The following is an 18,593-nucleotide window of genomic DNA, read 5'->3' on the forward strand; positions in this document are numbered from 1 at the left end:
CTAGAGCGCTGTCAGCACGGTCATGTCGTCCCCGCTCCCCCGGCACATGAATAGGTGTACGCCGCCCCCGGGCACACCTAACAGAACAGGAACGAGTAACCACATAAACACATTCTCAGCAGGCGGAGCGCCCACCCAGCCAGAGACTTGAACCCGCCACCCACTCACCTGAACAGGCTCAGCGGCAGCCAGGCCCAAGCCCAAGCCCGCAATTATAGCGTCAGAGGGACGTCACCGCAAGCTTTGTCAACACGTTAAAGCGAAAATCCCTCTGACGAGGGAAAACACTGTGCCCGAGGTGTGACTCGAACCGCATTATCGCCCTTGCAAATACTGGGAACCGGCGAAAGCATACAGAAACCGGAGCAGTTCGACGGGGCTAGGGCGTGTCTCCTAAAGCCTGATGGCCGCATCCGGGATGCTTGATGGGTGTCGCGTACTTCTGTTTTGACTGATGGGCAATGGGCCCGCATCCAGCCGCTACTGCCGTCTTCTGCAGGCCGGCGGGGTCGTCCTTTTCGGGATGACCGCCGAGTGGTCGAGGGCATCATCTACCGGTATCGCTGCGGGATCGCTTGGCGGGATGTGCCTGCCGAGTTCGGTCCGTGGCAGACCATCTGGAAGCGTCACCGCCGCTACAGCGGTGACGGAACGTGGGACAGCATTCTGGCGGCGCTGCTGACGGTCGCGGACTCTCAGGGTGAGGTGGACTGGTCCGTCTCGGTCGACTCGACGGTCAACCGCGCCCACCAGCACGGCACCAACCTTCCCCGCGCCACAGGCGGACCGCTCGAATTACATGAATCTGTTTGCTGAGCCGGACGACCATACCATTGGCCGGTCCCGCGGCGGCTTGAGCACCAAGATCCACGCCCTGGTTGATGGCAAAGGCAGGCCCCTGGTTCTGTTGGTCGCACCGGGCCAGGGCGGCGACGCGCCGATGTTCGCCCACCTCATGAACCAGTTGAAGATCAACCGGGCCGGTCCGGGCAGGCCCCGAACCCGCCCGGACCGGGTCCGCGGTGACAAGGCCTACTCATCTCGGGCGATCCGAACCCACCTCCGCGACCGCGGCATAGTAGCGGTGATCCCGCAGCCTTCCGATCAGGTCGGTCACAGAAAACGACGTGGCTCCTCCGGCGGCCGGCCTCCGGGCTTCGACAAAGAGGATTACAAAGGCCGCAACGTCGTCGAACGCAACTTCAACACCTTCAAACAGTGGCGAGCCCTGGCAACCCGCTACGACAAACTCGCCCTCACCTACCGCGGCGGAGCAGTCCTCCGAGCAATCAGCATCTGGCTGACAGCTTTAGGAGACACGCCCTAAGAGCCGATGCGAAGCCAAGAGCGTGGACAATGTCCATGCTCTTACTTCTGATCAGGGACGCCTGCTGAGGCTGACCCAATCACAACTATCGGCCGCATTGCATCAGTCGGAGCAGGGAACTGGCGCCCGGACTGAACCCGAGAGCAGGGGATCACTTTGGCTGGATGCCGGGAGAAGCCTTGCGCCGGGCGTCGTTCCTGCGGAAGACTCGGGGACGCATGCTGAATTGATGAAGATTTGGAGCGGGATACACACGGAAAGCGTGGGCAACGACGCCTCGCGCCTGATGGCCGCAACGACGCAGCCTCGAGGTCCCGCGAACCGAAAGGATCATAATGGCAGGAATGTTCGAACTATATGTCGACGCAGAATCAGCCTTCAGGTTCCGGCTCACCGCTCCCGATGGCACCATCATGGCGTTATCAAAACCCTTCGACACCAAGACTGAGGCTGTAGCAGGCATCGCCGCCGTTCGCGAGTACGCCGGCATGGGACTGATCACCGACCACTCGACAACGACCACCGATTCCGCACCGCCCCGAAACCACGACGACCCGTTTGGTCCGGCCGATTCCCCCCGGGCCTCGACGGTCGACTTCCACACGCGCGCGCGGGCAGTCCGGAAAGCCGTATCCGGGCCTCGCTGTGCCGGAGCAATACACAACCTCTCCTGAACCTTGGGGTGGGGCCCCCGAGCCCATGGCGGGGTCGCCACCGAAGAGTGAGTCCGCGCAGGCTGCCAGGGCAGACGGATCGTCGAGGCGCTAAGGGAATACGTCAAGTGGGCGCGGACGGTGCCAGCACCAGCGTGGCCTCCCGCCACGCCGACTCCGCAGTACAGCCCAAAAGCCAATTTCGTCCTGCAACCGTACAGGGAGCCAGGGACCTCAACAGATTCACACCCTATAGAACGTGCGTTGCCTGAAGTCCCAGCGCGCTCCTTCCAGCTCTGCTGTCCGGGGCGCCGCGCCATGAACAGCCTGTCGTGCCTCTCCGGGAATCCCACAACAGGCGTGGTGGTGAAGTTTTCGACAAAGAAAGGCTCAAGACCCCCATTCTGGATTTTCCGGGACCGTAGGATGAGCAAGTCGCCACTGCCCTGTAGAAGGTGAGTCTCCTGGGCCACGCGGGGAGGTAGGTCGGCTCTTCAGTCTCCCGCGGGCGGCTGAGCGAACCAATGGGGGTATGGGGTGTTTGTTCCAAACGACGGTGATCAGTTCCGCGAGGACAACCTGCCGGCGCGCATCCGTAAGCTGCGGATGCCCGCCTGGGCGGCCACGACCTGTGCCCTGGGACTCCTGGTACTCGCCGCTGCGGCTATTGCCGGTTCGATCCTGGTCAATGAGTACGACAGCACAATCATTTCGTCCCGGGTTGAGGGACTGATTTTGGGCGCGGCGATCGTCTTAGCGATCTCAGGCGCCGTCCTGCTGTGGTACGCCGGGGAGCGGGTGACACTCACACGGGAAGCGGCCTTCGTAACGACGGCGTTCTTCATCCGGCACAGGGTTGATCGGACTCACCTGGAAGATTTCCATCCGTACCTTCACCGGTACCCTAGCCGGGGTGGTCCGCAGTACCGGATAATGCCGACCTTCACCGTGAGAGACAACCGAGACCGGCTCCGGGACGTTCCGCTGCCGTTCCTGTCCTACTGGAACCCGGTCGGCGGCACGAACGCGGCCCTGCCGCCCCGGGCCGCGTTCGTCGAAGCATGGGCACGTTCGGTCAGCAGCCCCTATTCGAGAGCCGCTATCACCGGGGCTGTGCCGGGCGTACTTGAGATGCACCGGCAATCCGTGCGGACAGGCCTGCTGCGACGCGGCCGCCTCGTCGCCATCCTTGTACCCCTCGTCTCCATCGGGCTCGGGCTCGGCCTTGGCTTCGGTCTTGCCCCAGCTGGCAGCGCCTTGGGGCTAAACCACAGCGCCGACGCCCAAACCAACCGCACAGGGATCCGGGACCTCGACGACCACCTCACACCAGCAGTAACCGGCTACCAGTGGCGTGCCAGCGAGTTCCAGCCAGGAATGAGAAACTTCACCTTCTTCCCGACCCTGCGGTCGCTGCCGACCGCCCCATATACGGTCCACTACTTCATCCGTGACCCATCGCAGCACGGGTCCGAACTAACCGGCCCGGAGCAGAAGTACGGCCGCATCATCTCAGAAGGAACCATTTCCGTTCAGAATCCCACCATCCAGTTCACCCTGGAGCACGACCACACGACCTTCACTTTCGAGGTTTACGTCACCGACGACCATGGCCACACGACATTCGATTCGGACCTTTACAGGAACATCGCGGCACCGCCGACTCCAACGACCTAGGGAAAACGCCACAGTCGCAAGAATGTAATCTGCCCCGGCAGGCCCCCCTTGCCCGGAGCTGTCACGGCTCCATGAGCCGCCTCGATCCAGATTTGGATGCACCGAGTGCCTGTCGCCCTCAGTCTCAGACGGCGTCGCCAAGGGCCATCGCCTACCACTTTTGAAGGGTAGGTGGACTGTCCCAGCCTGAGGCAAAATCATGCCGCTTGAACCATCGGCCCCGATGGACCACTAGAGGTACGAACTGCTTGTCATTCTGATACTCCCATGATCGCTGGGCGGGTCCTCCGCGCAACCAGGGCGCTACCGCGCCGACCCCGGAACCGAAAACTTCCCAGGCCAGAGCCGGTTCGCTCCGGGACGAAGTTTTCGTCCCCGGCGCCGGTCGCCCAAGTTGCACTCCGGCCCCTCAACCCACGGATGGTCCCCTACCAGAACGACGCCCACAACCAACAACCGCAGACAAAACAGAAAGCAACTGGGTGAAGGAAACGGGATCAAGGAAAAGCTCACCATCAAGACACCATCAGACGTCCTCAGCTTCATCGGACACACCCTCGGCTTCTGGCCCCAGGAAAGCCTGGTCTGCATCACCATGAATGACAACAGCATCGGCGCGACCCTCCGTATCGACCTCCCCCGCCAACCAGGCCAGGAACTCAACTATGCACGCACCGTCGCCCACTACCTCACCAGTGACACCACCGCCACGTCCGTCCTCTTCGCCGTCTACACCAGCGAAACCACCCAACCCGGACAGCCCAAACCCCAGGCCGCGGCCATCGCCGCGCTCACCGGGGTCCTCGCCGAGCAGGGCATCACCATCCGGGACGGCCTCTTCGTCGGGGACGAAACCTTTTCAACCTACGACGGCGAACCCCGCACCAGCCTCGCCCTACCCGTCAGTTCCACCGAAACCAGCCTGGTTTTCAGGCCCGGCAGCTTTGTCCATACGGTCGACGCAGCGGCATACACCTCCATGGGGATCGCGGCCCTGCTGACAGCTGCCGCCTTCACTGACAGGCAGGGCCGGTGGCAGCGGTGGTTCGCCATCGCCAACGGCCCGACGGCACTGCTGGTCTTGATCTCCTACATCACCGACCAGGTTTTCTTCGGCGATCTGGTTCCACCGGTCCTCGAGAAGACTTCAATCCGACTGTGACAACTGACCTGGGAGGCCCCATGGGGGGAAGGCGTTGAAAAACCTCCCTCCACGAACACGGGGATGCTGGTGGACCGGCTGAAAGCGGTCCACCTGTGGGGACCTGTGCTTCATCATGCCGGCCCTCCTCATCCTGGCCGTCGATGCCTTCCACGGAGGCAGGATAGGACTCCTGCTGCTGCCGGCCCCGTTCGTCCTCAGCTAACGCCATCATCCTGCCCCTCGCGGCGGCCGAGCTGGCCAAGGCCCTGTTCGGCCTGCCCTTCGACCCGGCGTCGTTCAGGGCCATGGCTCGCACTGTCGATGCTGTTCCTCGGGCCGACCCTCCATCTCCTCCGCTTCCAAACCCCGCAGGCCTTCATCGAGGGGGATCTGCGGTGATCCACGGCCCTGCCTGGTCGAAGTGGCCCTCTGGACTCCTTCGTTTTGGGGTTAGGTGGTGTTTACACGGCGGGCCGAGTGCTCGCCGGGCCGGGACAAGAGCGCGATGGCGAGGAGTGCGGGAGAATCTTGTGCTCGCCATGCCTGTTTTGGTGCCGGTGTCAATGGCGTTGGTGTTCCGTGCACTGAAGCGGAGATTGCCGCCGGCCCAGCATACAACGTCGGTTTCGCCGTCTACTGGGCAGGCTGGTGCACGGCGTTCCCCGTCCTGATCCTCGGGCCGAGGAACGCGTGGCGACTACTGGGCGGCGGGGCCCGGCCCAGACCCCTCGATTGGGGGATGATGGTCCTGCCGATAGTGGGAGCCTTCATGCAGGCGCTGGTCCCAACCGGAAACGGGTGACGCCGGCGGTCGCCTGCGTGATGGCAGGCAGCGCCGGCACCATGCCGCTCGCTGAGTCGTCCGTCCGGAATAACGGACCGAGCTGATCGATCCGGCCCCGATTGAATCACCCGTGACGGCGCCTATGCGATCTTGATGACGCCGCTGCCGGCGCACATGCTGTCGACGAAATTCACCAGCTGGGGTTCGCCATTGACGATGTGAACGATGGTCTTGCCCGTTGACACGATCGTGTTGGGCCCGTCCTGCAGGACGGACACGGCGCCGATCGAGTAGACGAGAGGCGCACCAGGAGGGGTGGTGCCGGTCGAGTGGGAGCTGTAGGCGTAGGCATTTCCCGTCACAAGGTCTGTCGCCGTTCCCTTGACTGTGTACTCCGTGCGGGTGGAGCTGACTTGAACTGTGCCAGAGTAGGAAGTTTCAAATCGGTGGCCGGTACATGGGTCAGTGAAGGTCCCGCCGCCGCTGGAAATGACCATAGGCGCTGCATTCGCGCCTACTCCCATTGTCAGCAGGATGCCGCCGGCCGCAGCCGTTGCCGCCAATGTCCGCTGAAATTTCATCGCGCTCCTCCAAGGGCCTCTCTCTTACACCGGCACATCCGGCTGCTCTGATGGTGCAGCATGGGACACTGCTGCGACAGGGACTTCTGTCCCGGCACGTGTGGCAGTACTTCAATCTGGATCCATCGCCGACGACGGCCTAAGCGGGAATGACCGCTACATGATCAGTCTCAGCAGGACCGACTCGTAAACTGCCAGGCAATAACGGGCAAGTGGGGCTGTGGATAACCGATACGGTAATTTAGGATCGTGTTGGTGATCCACCGCGGCATTCGTGCCGTACTTGATTTCCAGCGGATTGTGCTGGGGAGCAGAACGGGGAAGATTTGGCAGCTGACTTAAACTGCTGAAGCCCGCGCCAGCCGGCTTCAACAGTCCTGAGCCAGGTCATGCCGATGGCGCCCAGAGCACGCCCCGCCTCGAAAGACGCTCATAGAAATCCAAACGGGTCCCTCCCCCAATCCAGGACACAGCATATGCGGTGAACTCTGCGCGCGTGCGGCAACGGAGTCCGGCCTGGCCCGTGTCGCACCAGCGCATATACCGCATGACCCGCCCTGGCCCGGCCATCCCTCGGCGAGGGAACGGGATGAGGCTCTTAAAGAGAACATCTGGGTTGCTACCTGCAGGAGAACTTGCCGGGTATCGGCGCAATTGCCAGAGCGGCTGCTTCTCTCCGTCTTCAAAAAATTCCGAAAAGTCAAGCATTGTCAACACTAAAAAGCCAAAAGACCTTTGACCTGCGAAAACACTGTGCCCGAGGTGGGACTCGAACTGCATTCCCGCCCTTACAAGCATTGGAAACAGGCGAAAACATAAGGAATTCGGAGCAGTTCGAAGACAATAAGAGCTGATCCAGAGCCGAGAGTGTGGACAACGTCCACACTCTTACTTTTGGCCCGTGGCGCCCCGCTAAGGCTGACGGAATCTCCACTATCGGCATTTCAAATTGATCGGGGAGGAACGCGGAAAGAGCTCGTTTCAACTGCCCGCTGAGGGTCCTCCCCTTTGGAAAGGCCACCGGACCGGAAATGCACTGGATCTCGACAGGAATTCATCAGCCACGACAACCACCGACGCAACACCACTCAGGCCAGAGATTCCACAGGGACCGGTGGCGTGATTCTGAACGGCGAGAGGATAGCTGGGTGGGTCCTCCGCGCAACTCGGGCGCTGCCGCGCCGGCGCCGGGTTCGGAAACTTCCCTGCGACGTCACTACTCCCGCGCAGCTTGGCCAAGTATCCGAACCCAATGCCGGTTCCCCCAACTGCACTCCAGCCCCTCAACCCAGCAGTTGGTGCCCTATCAGAACGACGCCCGAGGCTAACCACCAGGCACCGACCGGCAGATGACAAGATCTTCATTCATCGGCGCTTAAAGAATGGGAGTGGAAGTAGAACGGTCGTTCCCGAGCCTAGTGGACGTTTTCGTGCTCAGCGGGGAATGTGACCCAAGAACAAGGGCAATCGACCAACACCCACACGCTTTCAATCGATTCCCCTCCTCCACTGCCCACGCAACGACCCCAGGTGCGCTCCAGGCACAGCGATACTCCGTTGGTCCAGCCCTAGGAACCAAAACTGGGGCCAATCCGAGCATCAGAGGTCCTTAAGCAGAAGGGCAGCGGACATGACCGTTACTCCCTCCCGTCTTTAGTCACTCAGTGCAGCAGCTGATTTGCAGATTTCAATTCTCCCGGCCCCCTCGCTGATACTTCATCAGGCCCAGCTCCGTGAGCAGACACCGGGCATGGGGTGGAATGCAAGCAGAAAGATGGACGTTGCACGAATTTACTCGGGTGAAAGCTGGCTATTTACGTGACTCCGCGGAGTCCTCAAGCAGCCACTCCGTTGCCTTGTCCGGAGATGTGAAATACCGGACTGGAAATCCGACCGGCAATAGGGGCAGGCGGAACATGGCGATCACGCGATCAACGGGCGAGGAACCCAAGAGCGCCATACGCGAGATGCTGGATGGATCGGGAAAGACTTTTCGAGCGGCGGCCGAGTGCGTCACGCCCTGAATTTCGACCAGCATCGGCAACCTGGCGCCTTGGCCCAAGGTGGAGATGGCTTCAAGGGCTGCCTTGGCTACGTCAATGCCGACGTAAGCTCCTTGCTTCCAGCGCAAGTGAAGGATTCCACCGGACAACTCCATCGTGCCTTTGCCCTTGATATCCAGCTTGCTCATACTGTCCCCTGTCGCGAAAGCCCAACTGATTTTAACCGCGTGGCCAGTCGCCTCACCCTGCAGTAAGGCCCGGTGGATCTCCTAGGTGTTCTGGTTGTCTCTTTGCGACACTGTCAGTCAGGCGGAAGTCCGGCGGCGCGGCTTAGTTGAACGGGTAGTTGTGGATTCAGCTCCCGCTGCCAGATGCGCGGGCGCTTCTCAGGGTGCTGTGGCCAGGTTCCCGAGGGTGACGTGCAGGGTCTGCGGTGTTGAACCGCGCTGCACCACGATATCGACCTGCTGTCCGGGGTCCTGTTTCCTGAGTGCCACGAGCAGGTCTGTAACGTTTCGGATTTGGTTTTGGGCGAATTTGGTGATGATGTCACCTGCTTTCATGCCGGCAGTATCAGCTGGGCTGCCTTGGGAAACGTCGACGATCAATGCTCCGGCAGTGGCGGGCAGAGAGAACCGTTGAGCTAGTTGTGGTGTGATGTCGGTGGGGACGACACCGAGTGCTGCGTGTTTGACCTCTCCGCTGGCCAGGAGCTGGTCGGCAACGGTGGTAACCGTAGAAGATGGGGTGACGAACCCGATGGCAACTGCTCCGGAGCTGGGTGGCAGGTACGCCTCGGACAGTCCGATGACCTGTCCCGTGGAGTCTGCTACTGCACCGCCGGAGTTACCGGGAGAAATGGGGGCATCGGTTTGCAGCAGGTCGATGGCGCCGTGAGGTGATTCCTTGGAAGGTGGCATGTTCCGGTGCAGGCTGGATACGATTCCTGCGGTGACTGTTTCCTCCAACCCTAAGGGGCTTCCGATCACGACTGTCATCGAGCCCACTTCCGGATCGGAAGAAGCGAATTTGGCCGCCGGAAGGCCATTGCGGTCGACCTTGATGACGCCAACGTCCGTGACGTCGTCAACACCCAGGACGGTACCTTGAGACTGTGAGCCGTCGGCGAACTGGACCTGAACGTTCTTGAAGGGCTGTTTTCGCTCGTTCTCAACGACGTGGGCGTCGGTGACGATGGATCCGTCGCTCTGATAGATGACTCCGCTGCCGAGGCCGATATCTGTGCGAATCGTCACGACTGACGGTTCGACTTCCTTGACCACGCCCGGCACCGCGGGCAGTCCCCCATTTGCGGGCGGGGCAGCCGCTGGAGCGGAAACCGTCGGTGATGCTGCCGAGGAGCTGGACGTTGGCGCGGAATTCCCGGTGCACCCAGCCAGAGCGAGTGCTGCTGCCGTCACTGCAGCTGCCGGATAAATCCTGAAGTATCTCATGGGGTTACTCCTTCTTGAGAGCCCCCAGGGAAGCGGGCCCCTTGCGCCTCTGAAACTGTTCCGCCCCGCACCGTGCTGGCTGGTCAGAAGCAACTGCCCCGCCCGCTGGGCTTTCCGGGTGGCCGTGAACAACTATCGCACCGTGGTCTTATTCAACCGCACTACTTGCGTAAACGCAACGGTCTCTCGCTGGCAGCTCCCTGAAGGCACTGACCACATGAAGACTCCCCCACTCGCAAGGCGGTCAAAGTTGTGCTTTTCTGGGGGGTTCGCCTCTTGGTGAGTGGTTGCTCGGGGTGCTCCGCGCTCCGCCGCGCCGCGGCGTCGATGGGTCCCATGTGCGCTGACAGGTGCTGGTTTTTGGGGTCAGCTGGATGGGCTTGGAGATGGAATGTATGGCCGGTACTGGTCAAAGGTTCCATTCTGGATGGGCACGTTGATTGCCGCCTGTTGCCCTTTCACTGTTACCTGCAGATCGGTGCGGGCACCGGGCGGCTCCTGCGTGCTGTTGAAGATCAGAGGCGACTGGTCGAACTCGACATGTCCCAGAGCGGGGATCTTGACTGGATGTTGTTCATCGGAGTCGGCAAGGACCATTTGTATGTCTGCAGCGGTGGTGTTGAAGATCGTACCCAGGACGCGCCCGGGTTCGTTTTGGCCGGACGTCACGATCAGGACGCTGCGCAACTGCAGTCCCGAGAAGTTTAGGTCCGCGCCGAGGGCAATGGGGTCGCGGTCCCCTCCAGAGGGGTGGTAGCAGCCGGTCAACGCAGCCGCTGATATCGCCAGGGGCGGGATCAGGCGGAAGAACTTTGTGATGCTATGGGCGGCTTTCATGGGAGCTCCTTATCGTGGCGCTGTGAATTGATTGGCTGATCAAACCTGAAGCCGCAGGCGCAACTGTAGGTGATGACAACGTCGTGGACGGTGCTGGTGCCGCTTTCCCCAAGGGGTCCCTGGCGCGAGGTCGTCATTGGCTCACCGCAGTGGGTGTGTGTTGTGAGCATCCGTAGAAGCTGTGGATCGGTGGACAGGGCTTTGATGCCTTCCGGCCGGCGTTGTTTCATGACTCGTCACAGCCTGTTTTCGTCTCGTCGCCGGTGGTGATTTTTGTATTCATAGTGGCCTCTCCCCGTGAGGTGTAGGTGGTGGGCGCCGCCCGTCATTGACCGGTAGAGCCCTGGCCCGCCAACGAGCGCATCAAGTAATTACGCCGGCGGTGGCAACTACGGATCAGTACAAGGTCCACGGGTCTAGGGTTTGTCGGTGCGTCCCGTTGCACTGCGGTTGACTTGGCGTGGCGGAGGGCGGAGCCTCTTCGGCTTCGCGGTGGGAGGAAACGCGCAGTTTGGCATTGGCGTAGGCGGTGTTCCGCACGGTCCAGCAGAACAGCATCATCGCTGCTCCCGGCGATCGTCGTGCCAATTACGCTTGCGAAGCTTAACAGCGCATTCAACGCGTCCTCCTGTCAGGCGGCTCATCCTCGTGGCGCCGACGCCCGTCATGGCATCCAGATAATGCTTAATGCCTGCTGATGATTCCGTGACCAGCCCGGACAGCCGGCTGAAAAGTCGTCGTCGTGATTGTCGGCGCTCATGGTCCCTAACCAAAAAGTATGGCCGCGGACGCCTACCACCCCCGGGTCCATATCCCAGGTCGCGGACGGGCCACGGGTCATCCCCCTGCCGGCAGGTGGTGATGGTCCCGGACAGGAAGCAGGCAGATTCGGCATCGGTGCCTCATCTCAGGCTGAGCCGATGGCGGGAACCGCCTCGGTGTCTTTTTGCCAGGGCCATCGGCCCGTGATTTCCAGCTCCAGGGAGAAGCTTAGGAATGTTCGGATGACAACGATCACGGCCAGGACTCCCACACTGGTGAAGGTGGGCGTCACGGCCACGGTGCGGATGATGTCTGCGGCGACCAGCAGTTCAAGGCCAAGAAGGATGGACCGCCCGAGCAACTGCCCGTATTCCCGGTAGAGCGACCGGCTTGGACGACGGCTGCCTTCCTGGAGGTTTCGGCGGCGTACGGCCAGCGGCGCGGAGACCACGGCGCCGATGACCATGACGGCCACTCCGGCAAAGTCCAGGTATCGCCCGGCAGTTTCGATGATGAGTCGCAAATCCACGTCTGCCTCCCTGCAAGCTGCGTATCGCCCGCCACACCCACAGCCGCAGACTTCTCGACTGGTCCTGACATGTCCGTTCCCTGACGAACTGGCCTTCACGTCAGTCTGGCGCATCACTTGCGAACATGCAACGAATCGTCACCGCCCTGATCACTCCTTTGCAGGATTGTTGCACTCCTGTGACCCCTCGCGGCGTCGGCGCTAGATGCGAGGCGAAAGGGTTATTTGCTAATTGGTAACTATTCGAAAGGTGGTGCCATCTTCAACCGCGGCGGCATTTCGACCGCCTCCTGGCATGCCCCGGCAGTGCTTAACAGGCTTACCTCTGGCGTGCGGCACGAACGAAGGAAGTCTTGCATGCTGCATCAAATACACTCTGTGGAAGAACTCCGTAGCCTTCATCGCCGCCAGCGTTATTGGCGGCTTCCTGATCGCCGGACTCCTGGCCCCGGCCGCGGCGTTGAGTTCGACGGCGGCAGGGGCATCCATTAGGTTCTTCGATCAACTCCCCTCGAACCTGGACCTGGAGCCGCCGTCCAGGACATCCCAGCTCCTGGCGAAAGACGGGTCGGTGATCGCCACTTTTTACGCCCAGAACCGGGCCCCGGTTGGCCTGGAACGAATGTCATCGTTCATCCGTGACGGGGTAGTGGCGATCGAGGACGCACGTTTCTACGACCACGGCGGGGTTGACCTCACCGGTATCCTGCGCGCGCTCTACGTGAACGCCAGGGGCGGCAGGCAGGGCGCATCGACAATCACCCAGCAGTACATCAAGAACGTCCTCATCTTGTCACCTGCAACCGGCGGCAGCAGCGCAGACGTCGCCACGACCGACGCCTCCCGAAGCATCGGCGACAAGCTTCGGGAAATGAAGCTTGCTATCGGGCTTGAGGAGAAATACTCCAAAGACCATATCCTGCAGGATTACCTGAACCTGGTCTATTTTGGCAACGGGGCCTACGGCGGAATTCGGACCGGAGTGGGCGAACGAGAACATCACCATCAGCGGGACGTACTACACCGGACTGAACGGGGCTAACATGCCGGCACTCAATGGGCCCACCTCATGAACGCCGCAGCTCCGCAATACCCTGGCCGCCGGTTCCCCACACCGCCGCCATCAATGTTGCGCTGGAGGCGGCTGTGGGCAGCACCCAGACGGCCGGGGCGACAGGGCCGGGGAAAATGTCCTAGTCAACGCCTTCGGTGATCTGAGGATAGGGAACGGCGGGATCCACGAGTGCCTGCACCCCTCCCGGGACGAAACGCACGTGAACGCCATGTTCCTGCGTTGCTGCCGATTGTTCCAGCACCGGCAATACTGTCGCGGTGAAGGCAGGATCCTTGGGGGCAAGGTAGGAGACGTACGCTTCCGGCAGCCGGGACGGAAGATCAACGGTGTCCACATTGCCTGAAGACGCCGACCCGCCACCCGGCTCAGCAGGGACACGCTCCGCCCGGGCCCGCCTGCCAAGGGTTTTGCCCAAGACGGCGCCGTAGAGCAGATGGGCGGCCAGCATCGTCAGCGCCCTGCCGGTCTTGTCCCGGTGTGCAGGGGGCAGTATTCCCATCGCCGGCAACCAGCCCTCGTAGCCCACCGCCCACACAAATGCACCGTAAGCGAGGCCCGCGTCCCGGGTGGAGTGCTGCTTGCGTACCACGGCATAAAGACACCCACCGGTTACCCCGTACCCGAAATGGGCGAGGACGGCGGCAGCGTCCCTGAGGGGCAGCGGAAACCGGGGGAAAAACTTATCGATGATCCTCCGGGGCGGCTCGTAGTTCATCACGCCGGTGACGTCGGCGGCAACGAGCAGCGCGCTCATCGCTCCCGTAGCGACCAGCCCCGCAAAATCCCCGCCGGCAACTCTTTCGGACGTTGATTCACTGCTATAGGTATCCATCCCTTCATGGAACCGGGATATTTGTGTCAGCGCAAGCAAGCTCACAATCAGACGGGCTTTCCCATCCGCTTCGGCCTGACAACTTGAGTTCCTAGGAGTGCCGCAAACGATTAGAACTCTCAGTCCCTCGAAGGGTTACGGCCCCCCGCCGCCCAGAGGTCCAATAGCGGAATTTGCCAAGTAAAGCTGCGCGACGGCTAGCCCTTGCGGTTAGGTAACTATTGCGCTAAGCTCTCTATCACTTCCGCTGAAAGCCCGAGGAGAGATCCGGATGGAAACAGCACGCAGAGTTGTCCTCGTGACAGGAACCACCGGGGGGGATCGAAGGGTCTCGGCGTTCGCTTTGTGGCGGCGGGGCGGCCCTGTGGCCCTACTGGCACGACAAAGGCAGGACTTGCCGGGGCAGCGGCAGAGGTTGAAGCCGCAAGCGGGAAGGCATTGGCCATCCAGCTCGACGCAAGCCCGCACGAGCCTGACGCTGCCGCTGTGCTGGTCGAGCAGGAAGAAGGCCCCAAGCTGGTTGCCTCCCAGTATCACGGCTTCATCGCGGCCGGGCTCGGGAGCCCTCTCCGTGAATGCAGGCGTTGCGGCAGCCCTGACTCGAAAGGATGGCCGGTGAGACACTTGGAAGTGGTCAGGGCAGCGCGGAGCTCCTGGCCCCTGGAGCGGCGGAATGCCTCCTGATCGCACGCGCCCCCGATGCCCAATCCTGCACGTTCATCCGAGTCCTGGGGGCACGGCACCTACTGCGGGCCGCCGCCACCACCATCTTCGGTGCCGGGGCTGGCCTGCACTGGATCAGCGCCGGGGCCGATGCCCTTCACGCCTTGACGATGTTAGGCCTGGCAGCAGTGGACCGGCGACGGCGGCACGCCGTGGTCGCCAATGCGGCCATCGCCCTGGCTTTTGCCGCGGGAGAACTTCGATCAGGGACCCCCATCGGCCGGCCGCAGGTACACAGAGCGCACCGTGTCGGCTTACCGGGCGGGCGGTAAGTGACGATCGAGTAGGTGCGCAGGACAGGGGCACGAGTCATACAAGGATGGGGATGGGACCATGACTACCGATAAAAGCAGTGGCGAAGGGACCGGCTTCTTCACCAGATTCACCTCCAGGACGGCAATGGTCCTGGGTCATGCATGGATCTTCGCTGCGGCCGTCGCCGTTCTGGTGCTGTGGGCCTGCACCGGGCCGCTGCTGGGTTTCTCCAATACCTGGCAGCTGGTGATCAACACGGGCACGACGATCGTGACGTTCCTGATGGTGTTCATCATCCAGAACACCCAGAACCGTGACTCCGCCGCGTTGCACCTCAAACTTGATGCCATAATGCACGAGCTTCGGGTCACCAACTCCAAACTCTACGAAGCTGAAGACGAGAGCGAAGACGAACTCGAGCGGCAGCGCAAGCACATCGAAGCACAATCCGAAGAGCCGCCCGGCAAAGAAGAGCGGCACGTCAACCAGGAGAACAAAAACGAGGAGGAATGACTACCCGCCATGGCCAGCGATTACGACGAAGTGCGCCCTGAGCTAAAAGAGTCCCAGGAAAGTTCCTTGGAGGCGCTCCGGACAGAAAACACCCCCGACGCACGCAGCGTCGTGAAGGAGCTCGACGAGGCCGACACCGTCGACGGAGTCGATCTGCCCGGCGACTTCATCGGCGAAGAGCTCATCGTGGAAGTCGTCCCCCAAAAGAAGGATGAATTCGTCTGCTCCTCCTGCTTCCTGGTTCACCACCGGTCCCAGCTGGCCAAGGAGAAAGACGGACACGTCTATTGCATCGAATGCGAGGGATGAAGCAGTGACGTTCCTGACGGCGCCGGACCACAACCATGAGACCTTCAGGGGCCTGATCCAGCCACCCCAGCAGCTTGATCGAGCCGCGCAATGAGCGGTGGTCGTGGGCCTGTCGCGCAGAGCAGGCAAGAACGTTTCCACTTAGGTGCCGGCAAAAAGGTCTCCACAGGCCGGTTCCTGGTTCTTCACGCGGTGTCGCTAAGCCTTCTCCTGGCTGGTATGTCCACGTTTGTACTGACCCTTGCGGACGTGTTGACGGGCAGCGGGCTCGCAAGCGTCGACGGACCTCTGACTGACTGGTCTATCCATCACCGCACGGGTACAGCCACATTTGTGCTGGCCGGATTTGCTTTCGTTTTCGGACCCGCGGCGCTTCCCGTGATCACTTTAGTAGCCGTCGTTGCGTGGGCCCTGGTGACCCGTCGTCTGTGGCGCCCGATACTGCTGGCCGGGGCGATGATCACCGGGGTAGTCCTCACTGAGGTCATAGCCCACGTGGTGAGACGTTCCCGGCCCCCGGCCGAATTTATGATGCTTGGCGCCGATGCCACATCATCCTTTCCCTCGGGACATGTCGTGGGTGCCTCGAACTTCCTGCTCATCGGAGCTTATTTGGTCTTCTCACGTTCCTCCCGCAGAACTGCCCTGATCGCGGCTTTCGGCGCCGCTGCCGCTGGCATAATAGTGGAAGCAGCAAGCCGTATTTACCTCGGCTACCACTGGTTCACCGACACGGTGGCCTCCGTTTCCCTCTCCGTCGTTCTCCTCGCAGTCGTGATCCTGCTGGATGTTAGCCGCGGTGGGCGGCCAGGTCCTGAACATACAGAGTGATCGCTCCTCGAGGCTGATCCACGGCTTCACCGGCCGCCGGACGCCTACGGGAGGTGACCCGGACGGCCCGTGGTCCCCAGGGTTTCGCCTGCCTGGACAAGGAGTCTCGCCGGGTGGCACACGATGTCAGGGACCGGGAGAACGCTACGGCCGGGGAAAGTCAGTTTGTCAGTGGCAAAGGGTGAAGGTGCGTGGGCTGACAACAAGCCTTCCCGGAACTCCCACTGCCCGACTGAAGCCCTTGGGGAGCCAGACCCACTTAGGACCTGTCTGCGGCAAGTCCCTCACGGGAGCTGATTCTTTCCCGGATCTTGCGTCCGCGCCGGATTTCTTCTTCCTCCTGCCGGTGCAGTTTGTCGCTCTTCTTTGTGTCCCTTGGCGGCAACTGGATAGTTACTTCGGCTTTGAAGCCGCCCTGCAATTCCCTGCCCCGCTCGGTCTCGGCATCGAACTCGGCTCCGAAAAGCAGTGAAACATTCAGAATCCACAGCCACAGCAGCATAATGATGACGCCTCCGATGGCGCCATACGTCTTGTTGTAATTGCCGAAGTTGGCGACGTAGGCACTGAAAACCACCGATGCCAGCACGAAGGCCACCAGCGCGAGGAAGGACCCCGGGCTCAACCAGCGGAACCGGGGCTGGTGCACGTTTGGGGTCACGTAGTAAAGAACCGCGACGATGACGATAACCAGCAAGATGATGACTGGCCACTTCGCAATATTCCACACGGTCAGGAACAGGCCGCCAAGTCCCAGCAGACGGCCCATGGCCTCGGCTACTGGTCCGCTGAGCACGAGCAGGGCTGCGAGCATCGCGACGATAACCACGGCAAGAATCGTCACGCCCAGCATCGTGGCCCGGAACCTGATCGAGCTCCTGCCTTCATCGACTTCATAGATCCGGTTCATGGCACGAGCGAAAGCGCTCACGTAGCCCGACGCTGTCCAAAAGGCCCCTACTATGCCTGTCGCGAGGGTGAAGCCGGCGGTCTGTGACGTCGTAGGTTCCTCAATCGGCCCGCGAATAAGGTTCACTGTGGAGCCAGCCGCTTTACTGCACAATGCCCCATCCCGGAAACCAGCTGGCCCCTTCATATCCCATACCGTTGCATAAACGCAACTAGTGCGGGAAGCTTGCCAAGGGGACCGGTTTCTGATTTGAGGAGAAGAAGTTATGCGTGCGTTGACAGTTACTCCCGGGGAAAAAGATTCACTCAAACTGCGCGATGTTCCGGAGCCGGCCACCGGGGAGGGCGAGGTGCTGGTGGAGGCGCTGGCCGTGGGCCTGTGCGGAACCGACAGCGAAATCATCGCCGCGGATTACGGTGAGGCCCCCCGGGCCAGGACTACCTGGTGCTGGGGCACGAGAACCTGGGCCGGGTGCTGGACGCTCCCCCGGACTCCGGACTGGCCAAGGGTGACCTGGTGGTGGGCATCGTCGGCAGGCCGGACCCGGAGCCCTGTAAAGCCTGCGCCGCCGGGGAATGGGACATGTGCCTCAACGGCAACTACACCGAGCACGGCATCAAGGGCCTCGACGGTTTTGCCCGGGAACATTGGCGGGCGGATGCGGAGGCAATGGTGAAACTGGACCCCGACCTGGAGGACGTGGGCGTCCTGCTGGAGCCCACCACCATCGTCGCCAAGGCCTGGGAACAGATCAACCGGATCGGGAAGCGGGCCTTTTTCGATCCCCATACAGCCGTGGTGACCGGCGCGGGGCCCGTTGGGCTGCTCGCCGCCCTGCTGGGAGTCCAGCAGGGCCTGGACGTCCACGTCTTCGACGTCGTCACGGACGGACCCAAACCGCAGCTTGTCCGGGACCTGGGCGCCACCTACCACAGCGAACCGCTGCCGGATTCCGGAATCAAGCCCAACGTCCTGGTGGAATGCACCGGCGTCACTCCAGTCGTGCTGGAGGCCCTGACATGCCGGGCCCAGGACGCCGTCACCTGCCTGACCGGCGTGTCCGGAACGGGCAAGCAAACAGGGGTGGACGTGGGTGCGCTCAACCGTGAGGAAGTGCTGATGAACGGCGTGGTGTTCGGCAGCGTCAACGCCAACCGCCGCCACTACGACGCGGCCGCGCAGGCACTGGCGGCGGCGGACCATGACTGGCTACGCCGCCTCATCAGCCGCAGGATTCCACTGGCCAGCTTCGCGGACGCCTTCAAACACCGGCCCGACGACGTCAAAGTCGTCCTCGATGTCACCCATGGCACGGATGGAAGCCTCAGCCATGAGTGAGAGGACCCCGTGGGGCGGCGGGACCGGCCATTGCCTCCCCTCGGGACGTCAGTATG

At 61.9% G+C, this 18,593-nt stretch carries 16 protein-coding genes; 9 read left to right on the top strand and 7 right to left on the bottom strand.

The window, feature by feature from the left end:
• The first annotated feature begins 429 nt into the window (after positions 1-429).
• From AC4EEO_RS10370 to AC4EEO_RS10385, 4 genes are all read left to right on the top strand, one after another.
• A protein-coding gene (locus AC4EEO_RS10370) for an IS5 family transposase (RefSeq protein WP_491329824.1) occupies positions 430-1,327 on the top strand; the annotation gives its coding sequence in 2 pieces (ribosomal slippage) (positions 430-786 and positions 788-1,327; 897 coding nt in all).
• Positions 1,328-1,671: 344 nt separating this feature from the next.
• The gene (locus AC4EEO_RS10375) at positions 1,672-2,001 is read left to right on the top strand and encodes a YegP family protein (RefSeq protein ID WP_491329823.1); all 330 of its coding nucleotides are present in this window, start codon (positions 1,672-1,674) and stop codon (positions 1,999-2,001) included.
• A 516-nt stretch (positions 2,002-2,517) separates the two neighbouring features.
• Positions 2,518-3,657: a hypothetical protein gene (locus AC4EEO_RS10380; protein ID WP_491329822.1), complete on the top strand. Its 1,140-nt coding sequence runs from the start codon at positions 2,518-2,520 to the stop codon at positions 3,655-3,657.
• Positions 3,658-4,051: 394 nt separating this feature from the next.
• A complete protein-coding gene (locus AC4EEO_RS10385; protein ID WP_491329821.1) occupies positions 4,052-4,819 on the top strand; it encodes a DUF4192 family protein in 768 nt (255 codons plus the stop codon).
• 906 nt (positions 4,820-5,725) lie between these two features.
• Here the strand turns inward: AC4EEO_RS10385 and AC4EEO_RS10390 are convergent.
• The 5 genes from AC4EEO_RS10390 to AC4EEO_RS10410 form a co-directional block, all read right to left on the bottom strand.
• Positions 5,726-5,947 carry a hypothetical protein gene (locus tag AC4EEO_RS10390; RefSeq protein ID WP_491329820.1) on the bottom strand — a complete coding sequence of 74 codons (222 nt, stop codon included), beginning with the start codon at positions 5,945-5,947 and terminating at the stop codon, positions 5,726-5,728.
• A 2,029-nt stretch (positions 5,948-7,976) separates the two neighbouring features.
• Entirely contained in the window at positions 7,977-8,357 is a 381-nt protein-coding gene (locus AC4EEO_RS10395) for a DUF7793 family protein (RefSeq protein ID WP_463960759.1), read from the bottom strand.
• Positions 8,358-8,555: 198 nt separating this feature from the next.
• Positions 8,556-9,452, bottom strand: a complete 897-nt coding sequence (locus tag AC4EEO_RS10400; RefSeq protein ID WP_491329819.1) for a S1C family serine protease — start codon at positions 9,450-9,452, stop codon at positions 8,556-8,558.
• Between the two features lie 537 nt (positions 9,453-9,989).
• A complete protein-coding gene (locus tag AC4EEO_RS10405; RefSeq protein ID WP_491329818.1) occupies positions 9,990-10,460 on the bottom strand; it encodes a hypothetical protein in 471 nt (156 codons plus the stop codon).
• Between the two features lie 907 nt (positions 10,461-11,367).
• Positions 11,368-11,751: a DUF1622 domain-containing protein gene (locus AC4EEO_RS10410; protein WP_491329817.1), complete on the bottom strand. Its 384-nt coding sequence runs from the start codon at positions 11,749-11,751 to the stop codon at positions 11,368-11,370.
• A 295-nt stretch (positions 11,752-12,046) separates the two neighbouring features.
• Here AC4EEO_RS10410 and AC4EEO_RS10415 point away from each other — a divergent pair, with 295 nt between their 5' ends.
• Positions 12,047-12,793: a transglycosylase domain-containing protein gene (locus AC4EEO_RS10415; RefSeq protein ID WP_491338813.1), complete on the top strand. Its 747-nt coding sequence runs from the start codon at positions 12,047-12,049 to the stop codon at positions 12,791-12,793.
• 151 nt (positions 12,794-12,944) lie between these two features.
• Here AC4EEO_RS10415 and AC4EEO_RS10420 read toward each other — a convergent pair whose 3' ends face one another.
• Positions 12,945-13,658 carry a DUF6789 family protein gene (locus AC4EEO_RS10420; RefSeq protein ID WP_491329815.1) on the bottom strand — a complete coding sequence of 238 codons (714 nt, stop codon included), beginning with the start codon at positions 13,656-13,658 and terminating at the stop codon, positions 12,945-12,947.
• Positions 13,659-14,714: 1,056 nt separating this feature from the next.
• Between AC4EEO_RS10420 and AC4EEO_RS10425 the strand changes: the two genes are divergently transcribed.
• The 3 genes from AC4EEO_RS10425 (at position 14,715) to AC4EEO_RS10435 (ending at position 16,289) form a co-directional block, all read left to right on the top strand.
• Positions 14,715-15,149 carry a low affinity iron permease family protein gene (locus tag AC4EEO_RS10425; protein WP_463960767.1) on the top strand — a complete coding sequence of 145 codons (435 nt, stop codon included), beginning with the start codon at positions 14,715-14,717 and terminating at the stop codon, positions 15,147-15,149.
• Positions 15,150-15,158: 9 nt separating this feature from the next.
• Positions 15,159-15,458, top strand: a complete 300-nt coding sequence (locus tag AC4EEO_RS10430; RefSeq protein ID WP_463960768.1) for a DUF4193 domain-containing protein — start codon at positions 15,159-15,161, stop codon at positions 15,456-15,458.
• A gap of 219 nt (positions 15,459-15,677) precedes the next feature.
• Positions 15,678-16,289 (top strand): phosphatase PAP2 family protein, encoded by a 612-nt coding sequence (locus AC4EEO_RS10435; protein ID WP_491329813.1) that lies wholly within the window; start codon positions 15,678-15,680, stop codon positions 16,287-16,289.
• A 259-nt stretch (positions 16,290-16,548) separates the two neighbouring features.
• Here the strand turns inward: AC4EEO_RS10435 and AC4EEO_RS10440 are convergent, their stop codons facing one another.
• Positions 16,549-17,601, bottom strand: coding sequence for a YihY/virulence factor BrkB family protein (locus AC4EEO_RS10440; RefSeq protein WP_491338814.1), 1,053 nt, complete (start codon positions 17,599-17,601; stop codon positions 16,549-16,551).
• A 42-nt stretch (positions 17,602-17,643) separates the two neighbouring features.
• Here AC4EEO_RS10440 and AC4EEO_RS10445 point away from each other — a divergent pair, with 42 nt between their 5' ends.
• Positions 17,644-18,537, top strand: coding sequence for an MDR/zinc-dependent alcohol dehydrogenase-like family protein (locus AC4EEO_RS10445; RefSeq protein WP_491329811.1), 894 nt, complete (start codon positions 17,644-17,646; stop codon positions 18,535-18,537).
• Positions 18,538-18,593: the final 56 nt, after the last annotated feature.

Source organism: Pseudarthrobacter sp. MOO13, assembly GCF_058267655.1.